Origin of the sequence: Cloacibacillus evryensis DSM 19522 (assembly GCF_000585335.1) — a bacterium.
Lineage (GTDB): Bacteria > Synergistota > Synergistia > Synergistales > Synergistaceae > Cloacibacillus > Cloacibacillus evryensis.
In genome coordinates, this window is sequence record NZ_KK073872.1 from 840147 (window position 1) to 862842 (window position 22696).

Below are 22696 nucleotides of genomic sequence, written 5' to 3' on the forward strand. Positions count from 1 at the left end.
TCGAGAAGGCAGAGGAATTTTTCAGAAAATGGCAGAGAGCATCAGAACAGACTCCATAGCGTTGATAAACAGCGTGATATACCCGATGGCCTATCCCGGGCGCGCGCAGGCGATCTTCGCGCGTGGCGGCGTCATCGAGACGCTGGGGACCGATAAAGAGATACTTGCGAAATGCGACACCAGAACGGTGGTCCTTGATATGAAGGGACGCTATATCCTTCCGGGCTTCACTGACACGCACAATCACCTCCTCGCGGCGGGGCGCAGCATCGAGACCCTCGACCTCGGCGACGCGCGCTCGATAGACGAGATGATCGGCAAGGGACGCCACTTCCTCGCCGAGAACGACATTTCACCCGACGGCTGGTTCTTTGCGCGCGGCTGGGATCAAAACCACATGGCGGAGAACCGTTTCCCGAACAGGTTCGACCTGGACCTGATATCGACGGATATCCCTCTCTTTTTCGAGCGTTCCTGCGGCCATATCGCCGCCCTCAACAGCAGGGCGCTTGAGATATTGAAGATCGGCCCCGGCTTCCGCATTTCGGGAGGCGTCATCAACACGGACGAAAAGGGCGAGCCGAACGGAGTCGTCAGCGAGGCCGCCGTCAACTGGGTGCGCATGAACATCCCCGAACATTCGACGGAGACGCTGCGGCACTGGTACGGCCTTGCCACGGAAAAGATGATACGCTGCGGCATTACCTCCGTGCAGACCGACGACCTTGAAATGGTGGGGCGCGCGCAGGGGGTCTTCGATCTCTACGAGTCGATGGAGGCCGACGAAAAAATGCCGCTGCGCGTCGCGCAGCAGTGGCACCTGCGTGACGAGGAGGAGCTGGCGGCCTTCATCGAAAACGGAAATAACAAGAGGAGCGGCCGCTATTTTCATTCCGGCCCGCTTAAAATACATGTCGACGGCACCCTCGGGGCGCGCACCGCGGCGCTGCGCGAGGAATATTCCGACGATCCCGGCAACCGCGGCGTCTACGCGCACTCGCAGGGAGAACTCAACAGGCTCGTACAGCGGGCGCAGGAGGCGGGGATGCAGGTCGCCTTTTACGCGATCGGCGACGGCGCGATCGAACGCTGCCTCAACGCGGTGGAGACCGCGAAGAGCGCCGCGAACAACGGCATCGCTCACCGGATAGTACACTGTCAGGTCGGCGGCGCGGACCTCTATTCGCGTATGGCCTCGCTTGGAGTGATGGCCGATATCCAGCCCGCATTCGTCACCTCCGACTGGCCGATCGTCATTTCGCGCCTGGATACGGAGCGCGCGCGCTGGAGCTACGCCTGGAAATCCCTGATAAACTCCGGCATCCCCGTGGGAGCCGGCTCAGACGCGCCGACCGAGCCGCTCAACCCCTTTGTCGGCATCCGCGCCGCGATCCTGCGGCAGGACCTCAACAACGAGCCTGAGCACGGCTGGATGCCCTCGCAGTGTCTAGACCGCGTGGAGGCGTTTTCCATGTACACCAGCGGCGGCGCTAAGATCTGCGGCGAGCTTTCATGGCGCGGCACCCTCGAACCCGGCAAGGCGGCCGACATGGTGGCCTTCATGGAGGATCCCTTCATCGTCTCGGAAAACGAACTGCTTGACATCACGACGGGACTGACCGTCGTCGACGGAAAGATAAGATACATAAAATAGGAGCGGCGGTTGGCGGATAAAGAAGATAACCAGATCGTCTCGCCGGTCCTGATGATCGAGCTCAAAGGACAGGTCGAGCGCATAACCTACCACAACGCGGAGAACGGTTACACCGTTCTCCGCCTGAGCGTGCGCGACCATGCCGAGCTCATCACCGCGGTCGGCCTCATGGCGGAACCGGCTCAGGGCGAGATGCTCACCCTCTCCGGGCGTTGGGAGGAGAACGCGAAGTACGGCATGCAGTTCCACATCTACAAGTGTGAATCGACCCTGCCGGCGACGGTGACGGGGATAGAGAAATTTCTCGGCTCCGGCCTCATTCGCGGCATCGGCCCCGCGATGGCTAAGAAGATAGTCGATAAGTTCGGCGAAGAGACGATCCGCGTCCTCGACGACGAACCGGCGCGCCTCGCGGAGATAAAGGGCATCAGCGAAAACAAGGCGGAGGCCATCGCGGAATCATGGCGCGAACAGCGTGAGATACGCGAGGTGATGGTATTCCTCCAGAGTTACGGCGTCGGTACTGGCTACGCGATGCGGATATTCCGCCAGTATGGTTCCGGCACGGTGGCTGTGCTCAAAGATAACCCCTACCGGATGGCGATCGACATCCCCGGCATCGGTTTCACGATCGCCGACCGGATCGCGCAGAAGCTCGGCATCTCCGCCGACTCGCCGATGCGCGTGCGGGCCGGCGTCCAGCACGTCCTGAACCAGCTGATCGCCGAGGGACATGTCTATGCTCCCTCGGAGCTGCTTGCCGCCCATTCGGCACAGACCCTGCAAGTCACCCTCGACATGGCGCGCGAGGGGATAGAGCAGGCTCGGCTCGCGGGGGAGATCATCGTCGAGAGGTTTGCCGACCGCGAGGGCAAAGAGCAGGAGGCCGTCTACCTTCCCGCCTTCCACTATGCCGAGGTGAGCTCCGCGAGGAACCTGCGGCTCCTGATAAACGAACCCTACAACAGCCAGTGCGTCGATTGTGACAGGACGCTGCCCTGGCTCGAGCGCGAGATGGGCATTACGCTCGCCCAGGCGCAGCGCGAGGCGATCATCACCGCCGTAAACTCCAAAGTGATGGTGATAACGGGCGGTCCCGGCACGGGAAAGACGACGATCATCCGCGCCGTGCTCCGTATGCGCGAGGAGGGCGGCTTTCGCGTCATGCTCGCCGCGCCGACGGGACGCGCCGCGAAGCGCATGACCGAGGCCACGGGGCACGAAGCGAAGACGATCCACCGCCTGCTCGAATACGTCGGAAGCCCGGGAACGGGCGGCTCCTTCATGCGCAGCGAGACCAACGCCCTCGAATGCGACCTTCTCATCGTCGACGAGGCATCGATGATAGACCAGATACTCTTCCACCATCTGCTCAAAGCGGTGCCGCGCGGCGCTTCGCTGATATTCGTCGGCGACGCCAACCAGCTGCCCTCCGTCTCTCCCGGCAACGTCCTCAAAGACCTGATAGAGTCCGGCGTCTGTCCCGTGGTCATGCTGCGGGAAATATTCCGTCAGGGACGCGAGAGCCGCATAATCGTCAACGCCCACCGCGTCAACGACGGCGAAATGCCGATACTGCCGGAAGACCAGAGCCTGGAACTGTCGGATTTCTATTTCATCGAACCGCGCGTCGATCGCGAGGGTCTAGGCGAGGACGAATATAAAAAACTTTTTGAGAATAAAGTGCTTCAGACGATAAAAAAACTTGTCGCCGAAAACATCCCGAACCGCTTCAACTTTGACCCCGTGAGCGACATCCAGGTGCTTGCGCCGATGCACAACGGCAACGTCGGCACCAAGCGGCTCAACCTTGAGCTGCAGAAGATACTCAACACCGGCAAGGGCGCCTCCGTACAGCGGCTCGAACGTGTCTTCAAAGAGGGCGACAAAGTTATGCAGATAAAGAACAACTACGACAAAGACGTCTACAACGGCGATATCGGCACGATAACCAAGGTCGACGGCGACGAGTCGCGCGTCACCGTAAAGATGGACACCGGGTCCGTCAGCTATGAGTTCGCCGAACTGGAGGAGCTTGTCCACGCCTATGCGGTTTCCATCCACAAGTCGCAGGGTTCCGAATATCCCGCCGTCGTCATCCCGCTGCTGACGCAGCACTACGTGATGCTCCAGCGAAACCTGCTCTACACGGCGATCACGCGCGGCAAAAGGCTGGTCGTCATCGTCGGCGCGAAAAAAGCGCTGCGAATAGCCGTGGAAAACGACCGCACGCGCACAAGATACACCAGGCTCGCGCAGCGCCTCAGCGGCCCGGAACCGCCTTCCGAGATACCGGGAGAGCTGTCGCCCGACGAGGACGAACTCGAACGGATGTTTGAGGAGCGGCAGAAAAAAGAGACTTTACGATAAAAAAATTCCGCCCGGTTTTTATATGGGGCGGAATTTCTTTGATTAAAGCGGTTTCTGTACGGTATAGATCATAATTTTATGGAAAGTATCCTGATATGGTCGGTGATGCGCCGCGCTGCCTGCGTCAACTGGCAGACGATATCCGAAACGCCCTTTTCCTCAATGCGCGCGATCGGTCCGGCGACGGAGAGGCCATAGAGGAACGCGCCGCCGGCGTCCATCACGGGTACGGCGATGGCGCTGACGCCGTCGTCGAATTCTGCGGAGGTGAAGGAGTACCGCTGCGCCTTGATCTTGCGCAGTGATTCTTCAAATTGCTGGCGTGAGACCGGGATGTCATCCTGATTGTCCTGATATACCGCGTCGATAAATTTTTCTGATTGGAAGGCCAGCAGTATTTTTCCCGTTGCTCCGCGGTGGAGGGGGACGGTGCTTCCCGGCTTTGAGCTGGTTACCAGCGCGTTATTGGAGACACATTTTTCAATACACAGGCCGACGCCGCTGGAGACGGCGCTCAAGACGACGTCCTCGTTGATCGTCTGCGCGATCGTTTCCATTTCGTGGAGGATGGCGTCGCGCTCGTTGTTGTTTTGTAGGGCGGAGGCCGCGACCTTCAGCGGGCCAAAACCAATGTGGTAAAGGTTGGTCTGCTTGTTTTGGACAAGCCAGCCGCACTTCTCCAGAGTCTTGACGATATTGAACGTTGTGGATTTGTGCAGGTCCAGCCGTTTGCTGATATCGGTGATCCCCATACTGAGGCCCTCTTCGGCCATAATTTCCAGAATGTTGATCGCGCGCATTATTGAATTTATGTATTGCAAGTCTTCTTTCATTATGTACCTCATTTTTTTAAGCTTGGGCAAAGTATACCCACAATCACGTCAATAGGCAATAGAATATGGCGGCTCACCCGGTGAAGAAAATTGAAGCAAGCTATTGACATCCAATGCGTGCATCAATATAATAACAAATATCAGAACATCGTTCATATATTATGAACATAAAAATCAAAAGCATCCCGGCAACAGGCCGGATGTTATAAAAGAGGAGGTAAGTACATTGTCTTATATTCCCAGAAATTTGCAGGTCATGTGGCTGCTGTTCACGCTCTTCTGCTGTATCCCCGCTATCCTCGCCTACTGCGGCAAGACCATCTGTGAACGGAACCAAAAGCGGCGTATTGCGAAAAAGCTGGCGCAAAGAGGCATCCGCATCGATGGGTAACGGTGTGCGGCTGAAAATCATAGTTGATGAAAGATGGAGGAGAAAGTAATGTTTGCATATGCTGCAATTATTGGCTCATTTTTACTGCTCATGATCGTGTTGGGGCTTTATGTTTCCAGAAGGGTCGACAGCGCCGACGACTGGGCCGTCGCCGGACGCAGCCTCGGCGTAGTCGTAAGCACAGGTACCTATTTTGCCACGATCGTGAGTTCTGTCTCTGTTATCGGCTACACCGGCTACTATTATGAGCTTGGCTGGGGAGGTTTCTTCAACTGGACCGGAGCCGTCATCAGCTCGAGCCTTTTGGCGCTCTGGTTCGCCGGCCGCATCCGGCGCTACGGAAAGGTGACGCTGGCGGACTATTTTGAGGAACGCTTCGGCCGGACCAACGGCCTTATCTGCGCCGTCATCGTAATGGGCTCGGCATTTGTTCTGCTCTGCGCCCAGCTTGTCGGTATGGGGGCCATGCTCAACACACTCTTTGGATTCAACCCCGTCATCTCCGTCCTGGTGCTCAGCGTAGTGTTCATTATCTTCACCGTCGTCGGCGGCATGATCGCCGTCGCCTATACCGACACGCTGGCCAGCTTCATCATAATCATCGGGCTCTACATTATGATGTTTATCATGCTCGGCAAGGTCGGCGGCTTCGGCGCGCTGCACGCGACGCTGGCCGAGACCAATCCCAAATTCCTGGACCCTTTTTCCGGCGGCGATATGAAATGGCCGCTGATCATCTCGTGGGGGATCGTCAACGGCGTCGGCAACATCGGCGCGGCCCAGTATGTGACGCGCTTTTATTCCAGCAAGGATGAAAACACCGCGCGCACCTGCCAGGGAATCACGCCGGTCATCATGCTGCTGGCCTTCATTCCGCTGATGCTCATCGCGCTCAGCGCGAGTATTTTAATCCCCGGAATCAAAAGCGCGAACGTAGTGATGCCCACCATCCTCCTGACCCAAATGCCGGTATTCGCAGGAGGAGTGGTCGCATCGGCTCTGCTGATGGCCTCCATCTCCACCGCCGACTCGGTGCTGCTGCTGGCGGGTACCACGGCGTCAAGGGATATATATCAAAAGTATATCAACAAAAACGCCGGCTCCGATGAACTGCTCAAGATATCGCGCTGGGCAACTCTGGGCATCGGCGTGGCGGCGATGGGAGCCTCTCTCTTCATGAGCGCTTCGGTGCTGTGGATCCAGACCAATATGCAGAACGTCATCTGCTCGACGCTGGCGCTGCCCGTTATCGCCGGCTTCGTCTGCAAACGCGTCAACTCTACCGGCACGCTGGTAGGAATGATCGGCGGCGGCCTTACGGCGATGGTCTGGTTTGCGATCAAACAGCCGTTCGGCGTGATGCCCTCGGTTCCGGGACTCGCGGTCTGCGCCGTTCTGATGTTTGCGGTCAGCTATGCCACGAAGGCTCCGAGCGCCGAAACGGTTGAAACGTTCTTCGGCGAAGGCCAGTTTGACGAGGAAGATGAAAAAGAGATCAAGCGGATACTGGATTGCCGTTCTATAAACGGTTAAGCGTCACGACTGGAAAGTATATCGATTCATCAGCAACCGGGAGGAAATAATTATCATGCAGATCAACATTGAGCGTCTCATGCGCACTTTCAATCAGGTGGGAAATATCGGCGGCGGGGAAAACGGCGTTACGCGCCTGCCGAACAGCCCCGCTTATAAGGAGGCCGCCGTGGTTTTGGCCGGACTGATGGAGGAGGCCGGAATGACGGCACACATCGACTCGGTCGGAAACGTCATCGGCTGCCTGCCCGGAAAGGACGCTTCTCTTAAACATATCGCGATGGGGTCGCACCTTGACACAGTCGCGGACGCGGGGCTCTATGACGGCAATCTCGGCATCCACGCGGCGCTGGAGTGTGTGAACGCGATGCGCGACGCGGGGTATAGGCCAAATCGTTCGATCGAGGTGATCGGGTTCAACTTTGAGGAGGGCAGCGAACTGGGCGGGACCTTCGGCAGCCGCGCGATGATGGGCTGCGGCGACGCCCTTCTGCCGGAGGTGAAACGCTATTTTGATAAATTCGGTCTGGACGAGCGGAAAGTTTCCGACGCGAAGATAGACGCCGGCCGGCTCTTCGCCTTTTTCGAGCTGCACCCCGAGCAGGGGAGCCGGCTTGAAAAGCAGGGGCTGCCGATAGGGGTCGTAGACAGCATCATCGGCATCGAAAGGTATGTTGTCACCGTCAACGGCGAATATAACGCGGCGGGAACGACGCCGATGTCCATGAGGAAGGATTCTCTCTTCGCCGCGGCGCGCCTGATCTGCGAGATTGAGAGGCTTTCCGGAGAGCTGACGGACCCTTTCGTGGCCACCGTCGGCCGTATCGAGGCTTTTCCGGGGCTGCTCAACGTGATCCCCGGCAAAACGGAGCTCTATCTTGAGATACGCGACATCAGGGCGGAAAATATGCGCGGCTTCATGGATCGGCTCAATGACTTTATCGCGGCGGAAAAAGACTTTAAAATCACGGTGGAACAGATCATCGATAAACCGCCTCTCGCCCTTGACGCCGGGCTCGTCTCCATGCTGGAGGATCTTTGCCGCGAGCGCGGCATATCCTCCGTCACCCTGCCGAGCTTCGCGGGGCACGACGCAAAGGTGATGGCCGCCTACGTCCCCGCAGTGATGATCTTCGTCCCCAGCGCCGGAGGCATAAGCCACAACAAGCTGGAATACACCGACCCCGCCGACATCAAGACCGGCACGGAATTGCTGCTCGAGGCGGTGCTTAAGCTCGACGCGGCCCCGGAAAGCGGAGCGTGCGCGTTATGAAGGTCCTTGTGACAGGAAGCGGCGGATTCATCGGCTACAATATGTGCCTCGACCTGCTCAGGAGGGGACACAGCGTAGTGGCCGCCTACCGCAGCAGCATGCCCGACGACCTCGCCCGGGCGGCGCGGGAGTATGGCGGACGGCTGGAACCGGTCAAGGGCGACCTGCTGGACCCCGCCACATATGAGCGGCTGGCTCCGCTCGGGATCGAGGGCGTCGTCCACTCGGCCGTGATCACCTGCCCGAACATTTCCGAGCGGGACGCCTATGTCTATATGGTGCGCAATAACATCGACAGTACGGTCAACCTAGTTGAATTTTGTATGAAGCATGAGATCATGAATTTCGTGTATGTCAGCTCATCCGGCGTTTACGGGTCGCTTTACGGAGCGGGCGCGACCGTTTCGGAGGAGGCCCCTCTAGACCTCTACAGCACCTATACCGTCACCAAACGCAGCTGTGAACTGATCGTGGCGCGCTTCGGCGCGATAACCGGCGCGCGCGCCGTTTCAGCGAGGATATCTTCTCCCTACGGGGATTTCGAGCGTGTTACCAACTCCCGCGCGAACATGAGCCCGCCCTACATGATGGTCCACGCGGCGCTGGATAAGCGCAGGCTCGTCATTCACGGCCCCGACCTCGGGCGTGACTGGACCTACGTCGACGACATCATAAACGGCATATATCTGCTGCTGACCGTGCCGCGCGAACAGCTCCGCCATACCGAATATAACGTCTCCTGCGGCGAGCCGGGTACAAACAGAGACATCGCCCAGGCCGTGCTGGCCGCGGAACCCGATTTTTCATATATTTTCTGCAAGGATACGGAAGAGGCGGATATGGTGCTCTTCCCGCCGATAACGCGCGGCGCTATGGATATCGGCAGGCTAAAAGCCGATACCGGTTTTCAGCCCCGCTTTTCCCTGAAAGAGGGCATCGCGAAATACTGCGCGCATCAGAAGAGGCAGAACGAACGTGCGGGGGACGGCGCAAATGGCTAGCCGCGTGCTTTCCGTCAAAACTAAATATATGGAATTTGAGAGCCATGTCGGAGAAATTTTCGACTTCGCCGGCATGGAGCTTTCCGGCAAACGGGTGCTTATCAAGCCGAATATCCTCTATTACACGGAGGACGAGCAGGCGCGCAACACAAACCCCACAATGGTGGAGGCCGTAGCCAAAGAATGTGAACGGCGCGGCGCGGCGAGGGTGCAGATCGGCGACAACGCGGGGCAGATGCTCTACGGCAACTCGCGCGACGCTTTCGACGTCAGTCCGGGCTTTGCCGACCGGATGGCGCGCTACTATGTCAACCTCGGCATCGACCTGGTCCCTGTCAGGCTAAAATCGGCGGAGCGGACGGTATACCTCTCCAAAGCGCTCTTTGAGGCCGACGTCGTCATCAATATGCCAAAATTCAAGACTCACGGGCTGACCGGCGTATCGGCTGCCCTGAAAAACACCTTCGGCTATGTGCCCGGCGGGCAAAAGGCCAGGCTCCACGTCATACTTGGCGATTACGACCCATTCGACAGACTGCTGGCCGAAATACATTCCATCCGCAGGCCTGACCTGAACATCGTGGATTCCGTCCTCTGTATGCAGGGGCGCGGCCCCTTCAGCAGATACCTCTATTACGCAGGGCATGTCGTAGTCTCGACAGATCCCGTGGCGCTCGACAGCGCGCTTTGCCGCATGATCGGCCTCGACCCGCATACTATCGGCCATATACGGTACGCGAACCAGATGGGGCTGGGCGACATCGACGGCTGCGAAATGGTGGGGGAACTGCCCTTCATCGACCGCTATCTGCTGCCGCCCGGCTTTGACGGCGAGAGAAAGCTCAATCCGGTCTTTTGCAGCCAGAGCATCAACATCGACGGCCATCGCACGAACTTTACGCTCGACCGCGCCAAATGCGTCCGCTGCGGTAAATGCATAGAGCAGTGCCCCGTCGGCGCCATCGAGCCGGCGGAGGGCTATCCGCGGGCCACCGGACGGGAGTGCGTCAGCTGCCACGCCTGTCAGGAAGTCTGCGGCGCGAAAGCGATCACTATCGAATCAACTTACAAAGTATAAAAAGAAAGCTGTTTTTAGAGCTGAGGTGATTTTATGATTAAGCGTCGAACGGAGGTACTTATCGTCGGCGGAGGCGGCGCGGGGCTGATGGCCGCGGTGCGGGCCCGCCGTGAGGGGCGGCGCGCGGCGCTGGTCACGAAAGGGCTGCTTATGCGCAGCGGTTCGACCGTCATGGCGCCCGGGGCCTTCGCCGCGGTGGGGCCATGGAGCCAGCCCGGCGACAGCGCCGCACGCCACGAGCTTGACACGCTGATCGGAGGCGCGTGGCTGAACAACCAGCGTATAGTGCGCCGCTTCACAGGCGAGATGCGGAGCTTGATCCCGGAGCTGGAAGGGTTCGGCGCGCTGTTTGAACGCGGGAGCGATCCCTCGCGCCCGGCCCTCAAACGGGAGGGAGGCCACAGCTTCGCCCGCGCGGTCTATATGGAAAACCGCATCGGGCGCGAGCTGATGCGCGCCTTGTATGGTGAGGCCGTGCGTCTGGGCGTTGAATTCTACGAACGGGTATTTATCGACCGCCTTTTGCTGAACGACAGCGGCGTCTGCGGAGCCGCCGGCCGCCGGATCGACGCTCCTGAGACGATGGCGTTTGAAAGCGGTTCCGTCATTCTGGCGACGGGCGGCGCGGCGATGACCTATCGCCTCAACGACAACTCCACCGACTCGACGGGAGACGGCATGGCGCTCGCGCTGCGCGCCGGCGCGTCGCTGATGGATATGGAATTCGTCCAGGCCTTTCCCATCGGCTTTTTAGCCCCTCCCTGCGTCGAAGGTTCGGTCGCCGGCTTTCTGCCGCTTGCCAGGCTTTACAACAATCTGGGAGAACGCTTCATGTCCCGTTATGACCCGCGTCTGGAACAGGCGACGCGCGATAAAATATCCAGGGCGATAGCGACGGAGGTCCGGCAGGGCCGCGGAAGCCCCTTGGGAGGCGTTTACTGCGTCTTTGAGGACGCGGAGCCGGGTTACATCGAAGAAAACCTGCCGGATTTTGCCTCCACTTACAAAATGTGCGGCATAGACCCGCTGCGCGAGCGTATCGAAGTCTGCCCGACCTGTCATTTCTTCATGGGCGGCGTGAAGGTGGACGACGATTGGCAGAGCGACATCCCCGGGCTTTATGCCGTTGGGGAGGCCGCGGCCGGCGCGCACGGAGCCAACCGTGTAGGACAGAACGCGCTCGCGGAGATGCTCGCCTCCGCCAGTATCGCCGCCGGGCACGCTTCGCAGAGGAACGCCCTTGTATCAGGGATCAACTGTATTCTTGAGGATGACGGCGGAGAGGCGTCAGGCGCTGCCATGCTCTCCGTCCCGCGCCTGCGTCTGGAGCTGCAGGCGCTCATGCAGCAAAACGCCTTTGTGGTGCGAAGCGGAGCCTCGCTCAGGCTGGCGCTCGAGGGGATAGAGAGGCTGCGGAGCATGGCGGGACGCGCCGTGGGTAAAGAGCGGCGGCATGGCCGCGCGGACATTGAGGCGCTGGAAAACGACAATATGCTGCTGGTCGCTCAGTGCGTCGTAAGTTCGGCGCTGGGCAGGACCGAAAGCCGCGGCGCTCATTTCCGTACTGATTTTCCGGAGGCCGACGATGCCAACTGGCTTAAAAATACCGTGGTGAGGCGGCGTGGGGAGAATCTTTGCCTCTCCTACGAGCCGGTGGAATTCTGTTATCATTCCCCGCGGGAAGATGGAGGCGCGCAGTGATGATGAGCTGGGTGGATATTCGCCGCTTCGACCCGCTTGATAAAAACGCCTGCCGCACGCAGCGCTATCAGGTCTCACTCGCGCCCGGCATGTCGGTGCTCAACCTGCTGGAACAAATTTATTCCGAGCAGGACGAAACTCTCGCCTATAGCCGCTGCTGCCGCGCCGGGGTCTGCGGCCTCTGCGCCGTGATGGTGAACGGCGAGCCGCGCCTGGCCTGCCGCACTGCCGCGTCGCCGGAAATGCTGCTTGAACCGCTGCGGGGTTTCCCCGTCAGAAAAGACCTTCTGATCGACAGAGAAGCCTACGAGGCTCACCGGAGCCGGCTGCATCTATACCTCGAACGGCAGAGCTGCCGCGGGGCGCGGGCGGAGGCTCTCGAACCGGTCGCGAGGGAGGATTTTGAAAGGTTCAAGATCCCCAGCCGCTGTGTGGAATGCTATTGCTGTGTGGCGGCCTGCCCCGCATACAAGGCGCACCCTGATACATTCCTGGGTCCCTGCTCGTTGGTACTGCTCGCGCGACACAGCTTCGACCCCCGCGACACGATGGACAGGAGGCCGCTGGCGCTGGAGGCCGGCATATCACGCTGTATCAACTGCAAAAAATGCGACGCCGTCTGTCCGATGGGGATATCCCCGTCTTCGGTCATCGCCGCTCTCAAACAACAAATAGAGGAGGAACATCATGATCTATGATCTTGTGATCAAAAATGCGAAAGTATATCTGAACGGAACCTTTCAGCCCTGCGACGTGGCAGTGTCGGGAGAGACCATTTCATGCGTGGCGCCGTGGGGAAGCGAGTGGCAGGCGGCACGTGAAATAGAGGCCGGCGGACAGTATCTTATCCCGGGGACGATCGACACTCACGTACACTTCCGCGATCCCGGCCATCCTGAGCGCGAGACCTTTTACACCGGCTCGATGGCGGCGGCGGCCGGCGGCGTGACGACCGTTCTTGAGCACCCGATCTCCAATCCGCCGCAGCATAACAAGGCCATTCTCGATCACCGTATTGAAGTCGCCAAGCCGCAGGCATGCGTAGACTTCGCCTTTTACGGAGCGGCAGGCGGACGGAGTCTGGAAGACATCGTACCGCTCTCGCACGAAGGGATCGTCGCCTACAAAACGTTCCTGCATGAGGCTCCCGAAGGACGCGCCGCCGAATTTGAAGGCCTCACGATGGGAGACGACGCCCAGCTCTATTACGGAATGCTCGAAGTGGCTAAAACAGGCCTCATGCTGGCCACGCACGCGGAAAACAACGACCTTGTGACGGAGATGACCAGGCGTATGCGCGCGTCCGGGCGCAGCGATCCCATGTCCCACAATGAAAGCCGCCCGCCGATCGTCGAGATCCAGACTGTCGAAAAACTCATCCGTTTCGTCCGCGAGACCGGCGTCAAACTTGAGCTGGCCCATATTTCGACCGACGGCGCGATGGAGCTGGCAAAGCGCGCCAAATATGAGGGGCTGCCGGTATTTCTCGAGACCTGCCCGCATTACCTGTTCCTCGACGAGAACGCCATCGTCGAATACGGTTCGTTCGCCAAGTTCCAGCCCGCCCTTCGTAAACGGGAAACTGTCGATAAACTGTGGGACTACATCAACGACGGCACCGTCGATTATATCGGGAGCGACCACGGCCCATTCACGCTGGCGGAAAAACTTCGCGGCGGCGGCAATATCCACGACGCCTTTGCCGGCACGCCGGGGATAGACCTGCGGCTGCCGCTGATGCTCGACGCGGCCTATAAGGGAAAGGTCTCTTTGGAACGCTGTGTGGAACTGCTTTCCGTCAACCCAGCCAAGTGCTTCGACCTCTACCCCCAAAAGGGTTCGGTCTCTCCCGGCGCGGACGCCGACTTCGTGCTTTTCGACCTGGACGGCACGACGACGGTCCGCTGGGAAAACAGCTACTGCAAATCGAAAGACGCGGGCCACGTATACGAGGGCTGGGATCTGCACTGCCGCCTGCACAAGACGATCGTCCGCGGGCGCGTGGTGATGGACGAGGGCGCCGTCGACCCTTCGGCGCGCGGCTGGGGCGCGCTCGTCAAACCGCTTACGAAGCGTTAACCGGCATCAGGTTTTAAAATAGGAGGGTCCGTGTGAAAAGCAAACGCTTCACACGGACTCTTTTTTAGCGGGAAGGGACGAACATGATATGCCTCTCAACGAAGGGAAACGGGGAGCTTAGCCGTCCCGTCAGAAGGGGCCTCTCAATTAATGGGAGGCCCCCCGTTCGATCAGGCCTCCCGCCGTTTATTTTGTCCGGCCGCTGTATTCGTCCAGTTCCATAATTCCGGAGATTATCATATCCCTGGTGACCTCGTACGGATATTTCCGCACGTCGATCCCCGCGAGCGCCTTCTCCGCCACGGCGGGGAGGTCCGCGGGCGATGCGTGGATGTCGGCGAGGCGCGTCGGCAGTCCGATGGAACGGCTGAAACGCAGGATCTTGTCGCGTTCGTCAAATTGCCCGTCGACGGTGAGCATCGCCAGGACGCCGAAGGATACCACCTCGCCGTGAAGATGATGGTTCGCCTCCGTGCCTGGCAGAACGGTGAAGCCGTTGTAGATCGCGTGCGCCATGCCGGTCGTATAGTCCACCTGTACAAAATTTGAGACAAGGCCGGTGGAGACGATGATGCTGAGGATCACCTCGGACAGCTCATAGGTCACGCGCCCGGCACGGCAGTCGGCGAGGGCTTTTTCGCCCCAGCGCAGGATCGGCGCGGAGCACATGGGGCTGAGAGCGATGCCCATGGCGTCGGAATGAGAGGGGGTGTCTCCGCGGGAAGAGATCGTGCATTCATAACACTTTGCCATCGTATCGCCCATCCCGGCCCAGAGATAACGGTCGGGAGCGTCGGCGATGATCTGCGTATCGATAAAAATATGGCAGGGCGGGACCTTGGAGAAGGAATAGTCCCGCAGGCTCCCGTCCGGGTGATAGACTATCCCCAGGCTTGTGCACGAGGCGCAGGTCGAGGCGATGGTGGGGAATGTGAAGAAAGGCCTCCCCGTGCGATGCGCCAGCACCTTGCAAGTGTCGATGGCTTTGCCGCCTCCGACCGCGAAAAGCATGTCGGCCTCCCGCACCTGCGGCTCCAGCATATCCACATTTTCATAACTGCATTCGCCGCCGTACCAGAAACAGCCTAAAGATTCGATGGGGGAACCGTCGATGGCACGGAGGATCTTATCCCGCGCGGCGGCAAGAGCCTGCCTTCCCCCGATGATCGCGGCCTTCTTACCATATTGAGCGCAGATGTTCACGATGTCGTCATAGGCGTCGGCCCCGATGGTATAGCCGGGGATCAATGTTCTTTCCATGTATAACCAGTCCTTTCAGAAACTTGTCTTTTATTCCGCTTTTCCGGGTTCCGCCCTATCAGGGGCAATTCTCCCGCCTATCCCCAGAGAACCGGCCCGCGCGGCGGAGCCGCGATATTCAGGGTGGACCTCCAGGAATTTTCTGTTTTTGTATATGCCGGCCGTCATAAAGGGAATGATGACGACGGCGATGGCATAATAGCCGCAGTAGCCGTAGCCGTATTTGATGATGTTGGTCAGCCCCGCTAGGGAGATGCCCATGGAGAGCGCGATGATGAACGCCGCTACGATGGCGCTTCTGGCCGTTGAGGAGGAGATGCCGTGAAAGAGCGGCAGCTTCTCAAACCTTGCCACAAAGCCGAAGGTCGTTGTTACTCCGGTGGAAATCAGACACAGCAGCAGGCACATCCCGTACATCGCCGTCAGCCAGCCGATACCCATCTCTCGGCAGGAGGTCAGCGTGGGGATGACGGAGCCGCCGTCCACCGACGTATAAAAAGACTTCCAGGAGAGCAGCATGAGAACGGATAGTACCAGCGCCACGGTGTTCATGGCGAAGGATATCCACATGGAGCTGTCACAGGCCTTTTTGTTTATCAGCGGCGTCCCGCAGGCGACCATCGTCGGCAGCGTCACGCACTGGAAGGCGGCATAGGTGAAGCCGTTGAGGATCGCCTGGGGAAGGTCGGAAAATCCGCCGGCCTTAAAATCCGCGGAGAGCACCGTGCCGATGCCGCCGTTTTTAACGATGCCTATAATGTAGATCGTAATGGCGGTCGCGAGGATGGCGATCCCCATGTATGTCGTCGCCATTCGCACCAGCCGAGCGCCGAATATGGTGAGCGCCAGAACGAGGGCGCCGACGAGGGCGATGCCCAGATAGTAATTGAGGGCGAAGTACTCGCGCAGCGCGGAGGCCGCTCCCGAGATCGCCGCGGCTACGGCCATCAGCACCATGATGTAAAAGAATATCTCGAACATGACATACAGCCCGTCAAATGGGTGGTAGAGGGTCTGAAACAGCTCCTTGTAGGAGGAGAGCCCCCGTGAATTGTACATAAACATCGCCTCGCGCATGGTTATGGCCAACAGGAGCATGGCGAGGACGGCGGAAAAAGGTCCGAGCCAGCCGAGGCTGACATAGTAGGTATTCGCCTGGTTTCCGGTGGCGAAACCGCCGCCGGCGTGGGCGGAAAACAGCACCGAGCCAACGGAAAAGGCGACGGCAAAGGGTACTTTCACAGATACGTCTTTGTTCATGTTAAAAATCCTTTCTTTCTTCTTTTTTCTTGCGCCGCACTGCGGCGCCTGGCCGAGTCCGCAGGCCAGGCCGAATCAGTTTTTCGGAACAAAAAAACCCTTCCGTCTTTTCTGTTCCGAAACGGACAGAAGAGACGAAAGGGGAAGGCTTCCGCGGTACCACTCTTCATTCATTCTAAAAAGAATGCTCTTATAGGGGATACAGACATATCCCCGCCGCTGTAACGGGCGGCCGCCCGTCTGCGCTTACTGAAAAACTTCTGCGCAGCCGCTCCGTGACGAGTTCGGCAGCATACTCTTCGGATACCTTGCACCAACCGGCACCTCTCTGGATCGGTATGGCCGCCTACTACTTCACATCATTGCGTTGATCTCAACGACGACTGATTATAATAATTTATTTTTGAAAGTCAAGAGAAGATATTAATGTTTTTACGTGTTTTTACGATAATGTTATCTTTTAAAATTTCACGCGCGGCCGTGCTGTCGGCGGCGATGGATGCGTCCCGGGACAGCCCCGGCCTGTGTCCGCCGCCGGAACTGGCCGGTGGCATAAGCAAGAGGACGCGGCCCGCAGCCGTGCCCTCTTGCTTAACGTTAGATCATCTCAGTTGTCATGCGATGGCATATGCCTACAGATATCTTGTACTTCTTCTGTATATATTTTCCCTGTAGCTCTGCTTGCCGTCGTTTTCCGCGGCGGCGAGCCGCTTTTCCGTGAAGCGCGCGAAGCGCACGAAGGGCAGGCCGAGGATCAGGTAGATGATCGCGACGATGATGCCGGGGCCGAAGTAGTCGTAGTAGGTCGCCGAGACCTGGCCGTAGACCTTGGTGAGGTCTACCATCGTGATGATCGAAACGAGCGAGGAGTCCTTCAGCAGCGAGATGAAGTCGTTCGTGATCGGCGGAATGACGACGCGGACGGCCTGCGGCAGGATCACCTCGCGCATCGCCTGCCAGCGCGTCATGCCGAGCGCGAGAGCGGACTCCCACTGGGTGCGCGGAATGGCGAAGAGCCCCGTGCGGTAGATCTCCGCCTCGTAGGCGGCGTAGTTGAGGCCGAGGCCGATCGCGCCCGCCCAGAAGGGCGAGAACTTTATCCCCACCGAGGGCAGCCCGTAGAAGATGAAAAAGAGCTGTATCAGCACCGGCGTGCCGCGGACGATCTCCACGTACCAGGTGGCGATCAGCGCGAGCCAGCGGGGCGCGAAGACGCGCGTCACCGCGAGGAAGAGGCCGAGCGAGATCGCGATCACCATCGCGACGATGGAGACCTCCATCGTGACGAGCGCGCCCTTTGCGAAGAGCGGCATCGCGTCCCAGTATCTTTCAAGGCGCTTCTGCATCGTCAGGTCTGGCCTGTGGGCCTCGGCCCACTCGTTGTAATAGACCGGCTCGTACTTCGGCGGGTCGAAGTCGTTGAACTCCGTCGCCATCACCGGTGTCCAGAGGTTCCACTTGTCATATATCTCGCGCAGCTTGCCGCTGTCGCGCAGCGCCACCAGAGCGCGGTTGATCTCCGTGAGCAGCTCTTTATCCTGCTTGCGGATGGCGATGGCGTAGATTATCTCTCCGATCGGCGGTCCGACGAATTTGATCTCGGGGTTGAAGCCCGCCGAGTAGAGCGCGATCGGCTGGTCGAAGAGCGCCGCGTCGAGACGTCCGTTGGCGAGGTCCTCATAGGTGTTGGCCTCGACGATATAGGTGCGGATCTCAACATTCCCCACCTCTTCGAGGACCATCTGCGCGTAGCTTTCCTTCAGCGTCCCCGCGACCTTGCCCTTCAGATCCTGAAGGCTCTTGATCGAATCGTCCTTGCGGCGCACGGCGAGCTGAAGGTAGGTCTTGTAGTAGGGGATCGAGAAGTTGACCGTCTCCTCATGCTCTGGGGTCACCTCAAGGCCGTTGATGGCGATGTCGTAAAGGTTGCGGTCGAGGCCGGGGATCAGGTTGTCCCAGGCGTTGTTGACATAGACGGGTTTGCGTCCCATCTCCGCGGCAAGCGCGTCGACGATGTCCACCTCGAAGCCGATGAGTTTCTTCGGGTCCTTCGGATCGGGGAACATATAGGGGAAGCCGCCCTCGGAGTCGCCGCCCCAGCGTAAGATCTTTTCCCCTTCCCCGGCGGAGACGGCCGCCTCGCCGGCAAAGAGCGCCGCCGGTGAGAGCAGCGTGAGAATAAGCGCAAAAAGCGCAATGAATTTTTTCATCAGCATGTCACCCCCGCGTTGACGAATAAGCGGCGAACCAAAATCTTCGATTTTGTGCGAGCGCTTAGTCCCTTCATGTACAGGCCTGTTTGTGTATGAACAACGTAGGCTCTCATCAGCATGTTACCCCCGCGTTGACGAAATGGCGCAGGAACGCGCGCGTGCGGTCATTCTTCGGATTGGCGAAGAGGATGTCCCCGTCCTCGTATTCGACGATCTCGCCCTTATCCATGAAGATGATATAGTCCGAGGCGTCCTTTGCGAACTTCATTTCGTGCGTGACGATGATCTGCGTCATTCCCTCGGCGTCGAGGTCCTTCATGACCTGGAGGACTTCGCCGACCAGTTCGGGGTCCAGCGCCGAGGTCGGTTCGTCATACAGCATCACGCGCGGATTCATCGCGAGAGCCCTTGCGATCGCCGCCCGCTGGCTCTGGCCGCCTGAGAGCGTCGAAGGGTATTTCTGCGCGAAACCTTTCAGCCCGACTTTTTCAAGCATCTTCATGCCGAGCTCGTGGGCCTCGTCCTTCTTCATCCCCTTGACGACCATCGGCGCGAGCATGATGTTCTGCAGCAGGTTCTTGTTAGGGAAAAGGTTGTAGCTCTGAAAGACCATGCCGACCTCTGTGCGCAGCTCGTGGACCTTTTGCAGCATCGCGTCGCTCGGCACCTCCCCCGGTTTGCGCGAGACGGTGACCCCCGCGACGGTGACGGAGCCGGAGTCCATCAGCTCAAGACAGTTTATGCAGCGCAGGAAAGTCGACTTGCCGCAGCCCGAAGGCCCGATGATCGAGGCAAGGTCGCCTTCGCGGATGGTGAAACTGATGTTCCTGAGCACGTCGCCATCCTCGAAACTCTTACAGAGATTTTCGATTATTATCAATGGTTTGTTGGTAGTGTTCATCTATATGCCCCCCTCTGGATTTTTATGTGAAGACCAAAGGAGTATGTCATATACGAAGATATTCGCCATATAACATCAAAGCTGACAGGCTGGCAGCTTTAGCCATAAAGCCGAAAGCGGTTCGGCGGGAAGTTAGCATGCGGAAGTTTTGGAGTTTCGCTCCATGTCTGACACACCAGACACCAGTGTTTTTTTTCAATTTACGTCTCACGTCCCTTCCGTGTAGCGACATAGGATGCATAAAGCAGGAACAGTTTAATTGTTTTCCCGATTAAATGCAAGGATTTGTTGGGACTGTTCCCGACGATATTTGCAAAATGAGAGAAAACATTTTGCAGTGCGGACGGCTGATATCTTTCGCGCGAAAACTGAGTATAATAATGAAGAAAATAAAAATCGCCGGGGAGGCGCCGCTCATGAAAGAAATCATCCTAAAGACGGAACTGCACAGATTCAAGACCTGTAAGGAGTTCGCGGAAGATTTTGCCCTTGGACGCGGGGATTTTATCTTCACCATCCGCCCCATATACGAGAAATACTTCGCTCCGCTGGGGCTGCCGCTCAAGAGCCTCTTCATGGAGGATTTCGGCGCGGGCGAGCCCACCGACGTGATGACGGACGAGATAATCGAGGCTGTGACGGCGCTCGGCTTTGAACGCCTCATCGCCGTGGGCGGCGGCTCGATCGTAGACATCGCGAAGATCGTCGCGGCCTCCGGCGGCAAAAAGACCGACGAACTCTACGCCGCCCCTTCCGAAATACGGCGCGGGCGCGGCTTCGTCATCGTGCCGACGACCTGCGGCACCGGCAGCGAGGTGACGAACATCTCGATCGTCAACCGAACGCGCGTCGGCACGAAGATGGGACTCGTTGCGGACGCCCTCTTTGCCGACCAGGCGGTCCTCATTCCCGAACTTCTGCACGACCTGCCGTTCGACGTCTTTGCCGCGAGCTCGATAGACGCGCTTGTGCACGCCGTGGAGTCCGCGCTTTCACCGAAGGCGACCGCCTTCTCCAAACTGCTCTCCTGCAAAGCCGTAGAGATAATAATAAAAAACTACCTTAAAATAGCGGAAGAGGGCCGCAAGGCGCGCATCCCGCTGCTCGATTCCTTCCTTACCGCCGCCAACTACGCCGGCATCGCCTTCGGCACCGCCGGCTGCGCCGCCGTCCACGCGCTCTCCTACCCGCTCGGCGGAAAGTACCACGTTCCGCACGGCGAGAGCAATTACGCCGTCTTCACCGGCGTGATGAAGAACTACATCGAGATAAAAGAGGACGGGGAAATAGCGGAGATGATGGGCTTCATATCCTCCCTGCTCTGCTGCCGTAAAGACGATGCCTGGGAAGCGCTCGAAGACCTGCTTAACAAGATCCTCCCGAAAAAATCGCTGCACGAATACGGAGTGGAAGAAGAGGAACTCGAAGAGTTCACCGACTCCGTGATGCAGCGCCAGCAGCGCCTGATGTCGAACAACTTCGTCCCCCTCGACAGAGACCGCGTGCTGAAGATTTATATGGAGCTGTATTAAAGGCATAGAAAACCATATAAGATACACGTTGGAATTTTGAAAGAGCCTCCTTTAAGCAGCGGCCTGGCAACAACCTATCTTGACCGGGGCGGTGCGTATTATGCCGGGTGACTTTCTGTCATGCGCCTGTTTCCCGTCTGCAATGCCGCATTGATCTTAACCTTTTATAAAGTCCGCATCGATGTGAAGGATGGGCGCACTTGCCTATGATCTCTTTTGCCCGTTCGGTTCGAGTGAGTCCTCTTAAATCGGCGACGCCGTATTCTGTAATGATCACGTCGACATCGTGTTCCGTATGGTCGACATGTGAACAGTTAAATACGATATTTGAAGAACCGTCTGTTTTGTACAAAGACGGGCAGACGAATATAGTCAAATACGCGTTCCTTGCGAAATCACCGCTGCCGCCGATGCCATTTACTATGTCATAACCGTTATGGCTCGAGTTTACATTGCCGAAGATATCGGCTTCCAACGCGGTATTTACGGCGATCACTCCCAGTCTGCGGATTATTTCCGGGCTATTGCTTATCTCTTCCGATCTCAGGAGTATTTTTTCTTTGTAATCTTCAAGATGCTGAAATAATCTTTGCAGGCCGCCTTTTGTCATCGTAAGAGAGGTGCCGGAGGCGAAAGCTAATTTCCCCGCGTCTATGAGGTCCAATACGGCGTCCTGTAAAACCTCGCTGTAGATTTTTATGTCACCGCGAACAGTCTTTGCCAGTTCCGACAAAACTATATTCGCCACCCTGCCGACGCCAAATTGAAGCGGCAGCTGATTTATGGGAATTATCGGCCTTTTATTTTCCAGGTCTAAAAGGTTCAGTACGTTGGCGGCAATTTTTTCACTGACTGGGTCGCAGCGTTTGTCGTAGAGTACGCCGCAGTCAGGTACAGAAGAGGGAACGATTCCCAGTATCTTACCTGCGCCGCACTCAATAAACGGAACGCCTATCCTGTCTCGTACCGATCTCAATGGAAGAGGTTTCCTGTAAGGAGGGTCTTGGGGAATAAATATATCATGCATACCCTCTAATTCGGCAGGCTGTGTCAGGTTTATTTCAATAATGACCTTATTCGCGCAGCGAACATAAGCGGCGGCGTCGCCGACGGCCGTGCTTGGTACGATTCCGCCGTTTTCCGTTATGGCGGCGGCCTCTATCAGCGCGACATCCATCTTTCCGTAGAATCCGTACCTTAAATTTTGTCCTCCCATTGAGAGGTGGATGTCCGAATATTCTATTTTCCCCTCGTTGATCATACTTCTCATTACCTTGTTCGATTGGTATGGGTACCGGCGCTTGATACAGCCTGATGAAGCAAGCTCTTCGTCTATCTCGCGTCCGGACGAGGCTCCGCACCATAAGGTCAGCGGCACAGGTCCTTCCGTTTCCGCTCTCTTTGCGAGAGCCGCGGGGATTACTTTAGGATATCCTACAGGGGTAAACCCGCTGCATCCGATGAGCATGTTCGGTTGAATATACTGAGATGCTTCTTCCGGCGACATGATTTTAGACAACAGAGATTTTTTTCTGATCCTATCCTTGAAGTTAGACAAGCTGTCCATAAAAACTCCTTCTTTGTAGTCAGTTCCGTTTGTCATTAACCGGTTTCAGC

The 22696-nt window shown here is 58.0% G+C and carries 17 protein-coding genes and 1 other annotated feature; of the genes, 11 read left to right on the forward strand and 6 right to left on the reverse strand.

What is annotated here, in order from left to right; all coding sequences use genetic code 11:
* The first annotated feature begins 28 nt into the window (after positions 1–28).
* The gene (locus CLOEV_RS03640; protein ID WP_008710619.1) at positions 29–1654 is read left to right on the forward strand and encodes an amidohydrolase; all 1626 of its coding nucleotides are present in this window, start codon (positions 29–31) and stop codon (positions 1652–1654) included.
* A gap of 9 nt (positions 1655–1663) precedes the next feature.
* Positions 1664–4024, forward strand: a complete 2361-nt coding sequence (gene recD2, locus CLOEV_RS03645; RefSeq protein ID WP_034441977.1) for an SF1B family DNA helicase RecD2 — start codon at positions 1664–1666, stop codon at positions 4022–4024.
* Positions 4025–4092: 68 nt separating this feature from the next.
* On the opposite strand, the gene CLOEV_RS03650 is transcribed toward recD2, so the two are convergent.
* On the reverse strand, positions 4093–4857 hold the full coding sequence (locus CLOEV_RS03650; protein WP_034441979.1) for an IclR family transcriptional regulator: 765 nt from the start codon (positions 4855–4857) through the stop codon (positions 4093–4095).
* Between the two features lie 226 nt (positions 4858–5083).
* Between CLOEV_RS03650 and CLOEV_RS16770 the strand changes: the two genes are divergently transcribed.
* Genes CLOEV_RS16770 through CLOEV_RS03685 form a run of 8 tightly spaced genes read left to right on the forward strand, consistent with a single transcriptional unit; the run spans position 5084 to position 13913 of the window.
* The gene (locus CLOEV_RS16770; protein ID WP_156938357.1) at positions 5084–5248 is read left to right on the forward strand and encodes a hypothetical protein; all 165 of its coding nucleotides are present in this window, start codon (positions 5084–5086) and stop codon (positions 5246–5248) included.
* 48 nt (positions 5249–5296) lie between these two features.
* A complete protein-coding gene (locus tag CLOEV_RS03655; RefSeq protein WP_034441981.1) occupies positions 5297–6781 on the forward strand; it encodes a sodium:solute symporter family protein in 1485 nt (494 codons plus the stop codon).
* A gap of 55 nt (positions 6782–6836) precedes the next feature.
* Positions 6837–8054 carry a M20 family metallo-hydrolase gene (locus CLOEV_RS03660; RefSeq protein ID WP_034441983.1) on the forward strand — a complete coding sequence of 406 codons (1218 nt, stop codon included), beginning with the start codon at positions 6837–6839 and terminating at the stop codon, positions 8052–8054.
* On the forward strand, positions 8051–9055 hold the full coding sequence (locus tag CLOEV_RS03665) for an NAD-dependent epimerase/dehydratase family protein (RefSeq protein WP_034441985.1): 1005 nt from the start codon (positions 8051–8053) through the stop codon (positions 9053–9055). The genes CLOEV_RS03660 and CLOEV_RS03665 overlap by 4 nt, the downstream gene beginning before the upstream one ends.
* The gene (locus CLOEV_RS03670) at positions 9048–10133 is read left to right on the forward strand and encodes a DUF362 domain-containing protein (RefSeq protein ID WP_034441987.1); all 1086 of its coding nucleotides are present in this window, start codon (positions 9048–9050) and stop codon (positions 10131–10133) included. Before CLOEV_RS03665 ends, CLOEV_RS03670 begins: the two co-directional genes overlap by 8 nt.
* A 33-nt stretch (positions 10134–10166) precedes the next feature.
* Positions 10167–11834, forward strand: coding sequence for an FAD-dependent oxidoreductase (locus CLOEV_RS03675; RefSeq protein ID WP_034441989.1), 1668 nt, complete (start codon positions 10167–10169; stop codon positions 11832–11834).
* Entirely contained in the window at positions 11834–12532 is a 699-nt protein-coding gene (locus tag CLOEV_RS03680; protein ID WP_034441991.1) for a succinate dehydrogenase/fumarate reductase iron-sulfur subunit, read from the forward strand. Before CLOEV_RS03675 ends, CLOEV_RS03680 begins: the two co-directional genes overlap by 1 nt.
* Positions 12522–13913, forward strand: coding sequence for a dihydroorotase (locus CLOEV_RS03685; RefSeq protein ID WP_034441992.1), 1392 nt, complete (start codon positions 12522–12524; stop codon positions 13911–13913). Before CLOEV_RS03680 ends, CLOEV_RS03685 begins: the two co-directional genes overlap by 11 nt.
* A gap of 186 nt (positions 13914–14099) precedes the next feature.
* Here the strand turns inward: CLOEV_RS03685 and CLOEV_RS03690 are convergent, their stop codons facing one another.
* From CLOEV_RS03690 to CLOEV_RS03710, 4 genes are all read right to left on the reverse strand, one after another.
* On the reverse strand, positions 14100–15173 hold the full coding sequence (locus CLOEV_RS03690; protein WP_008710624.1) for an iron-containing alcohol dehydrogenase family protein: 1074 nt from the start codon (positions 15171–15173) through the stop codon (positions 14100–14102).
* Between the two features lie 30 nt (positions 15174–15203).
* Positions 15204–16433, reverse strand: a complete 1230-nt coding sequence (locus CLOEV_RS03695) for a hypothetical protein (RefSeq protein ID WP_034441994.1) — start codon at positions 16431–16433, stop codon at positions 15204–15206.
* A gap of 127 nt (positions 16434–16560) precedes the next feature.
* Positions 16561–16805: a binding site (T-box leader), on the reverse strand.
* A 260-nt stretch (positions 16806–17065) separates the two neighbouring features.
* The gene (locus CLOEV_RS03705) at positions 17066–18643 is read right to left on the reverse strand and encodes an ABC transporter substrate-binding protein/permease (protein ID WP_034445256.1); all 1578 of its coding nucleotides are present in this window, start codon (positions 18641–18643) and stop codon (positions 17066–17068) included.
* A 115-nt stretch (positions 18644–18758) separates the two neighbouring features.
* Positions 18759–19547, reverse strand: a complete 789-nt coding sequence (locus CLOEV_RS03710; RefSeq protein WP_008710630.1) for an amino acid ABC transporter ATP-binding protein — start codon at positions 19545–19547, stop codon at positions 18759–18761.
* 416 nt (positions 19548–19963) lie between these two features.
* On the opposite strand from CLOEV_RS03710, the gene CLOEV_RS03715 reads away from it, so the two are divergent.
* Positions 19964–21079 (forward strand): 4-hydroxybutyrate dehydrogenase, encoded by a 1116-nt coding sequence (locus CLOEV_RS03715; protein ID WP_034445258.1) that lies wholly within the window; start codon positions 19964–19966, stop codon positions 21077–21079.
* 118 nt (positions 21080–21197) lie between these two features.
* On the opposite strand, the gene scpC is transcribed toward CLOEV_RS03715, so the two are convergent.
* Positions 21198–22646, reverse strand: a complete 1449-nt coding sequence (scpC, locus tag CLOEV_RS03720) for a succinyl-CoA:acetate CoA-transferase ScpC (RefSeq protein WP_008710633.1) — start codon at positions 22644–22646, stop codon at positions 21198–21200.
* Between the last annotated feature and the right edge of the window lie 50 nt (positions 22647–22696).

Coding starts and splice junctions, on each gene's coding strand:
- CLOEV_RS03640 (WP_008710619.1), top strand. CDS start 29: ATGGCAGAGAGCATCAGAACAGACTCCATAGCGTTGATAAACAGCGTG.
- CLOEV_RS03650 (WP_034441979.1), bottom strand. CDS start 4,857: ATGAAAGAAGACTTGCAATACATAAATTCAATAATGCGCGCGATCAAC.
- CLOEV_RS03655 (WP_034441981.1), top strand. CDS start 5,297: ATGTTTGCATATGCTGCAATTATTGGCTCATTTTTACTGCTCATGATC.
- CLOEV_RS03660 (WP_034441983.1), top strand. CDS start 6,837: ATGCAGATCAACATTGAGCGTCTCATGCGCACTTTCAATCAGGTGGGA.
- CLOEV_RS03665 (WP_034441985.1), top strand. CDS start 8,051: ATGAAGGTCCTTGTGACAGGAAGCGGCGGATTCATCGGCTACAATATG.
- CLOEV_RS03670 (WP_034441987.1), top strand. CDS start 9,048: ATGGCTAGCCGCGTGCTTTCCGTCAAAACTAAATATATGGAATTTGAG.
- CLOEV_RS03675 (WP_034441989.1), top strand. CDS start 10,167: ATGATTAAGCGTCGAACGGAGGTACTTATCGTCGGCGGAGGCGGCGCG.
- CLOEV_RS03680 (WP_034441991.1), top strand. CDS start 11,834: ATGATGAGCTGGGTGGATATTCGCCGCTTCGACCCGCTTGATAAAAAC.
- CLOEV_RS03685 (WP_034441992.1), top strand. CDS start 12,522: ATGATCTATGATCTTGTGATCAAAAATGCGAAAGTATATCTGAACGGA.
- CLOEV_RS03690 (WP_008710624.1), bottom strand. CDS start 15,173: ATGGAAAGAACATTGATCCCCGGCTATACCATCGGGGCCGACGCCTAT.
- CLOEV_RS03695 (WP_034441994.1), bottom strand. CDS start 16,433: ATGAACAAAGACGTATCTGTGAAAGTACCCTTTGCCGTCGCCTTTTCC.
- CLOEV_RS03705 (WP_034445256.1), bottom strand. CDS start 18,643: ATGAAAAAATTCATTGCGCTTTTTGCGCTTATTCTCACGCTGCTCTCA.
- CLOEV_RS03710 (WP_008710630.1), bottom strand. CDS start 19,547: ATGAACACTACCAACAAACCATTGATAATAATCGAAAATCTCTGTAAG.
- CLOEV_RS03715 (WP_034445258.1), top strand. CDS start 19,964: ATGAAAGAAATCATCCTAAAGACGGAACTGCACAGATTCAAGACCTGT.
- scpC (WP_008710633.1), bottom strand. CDS start 22,646: ATGGACAGCTTGTCTAACTTCAAGGATAGGATCAGAAAAAAATCTCTG.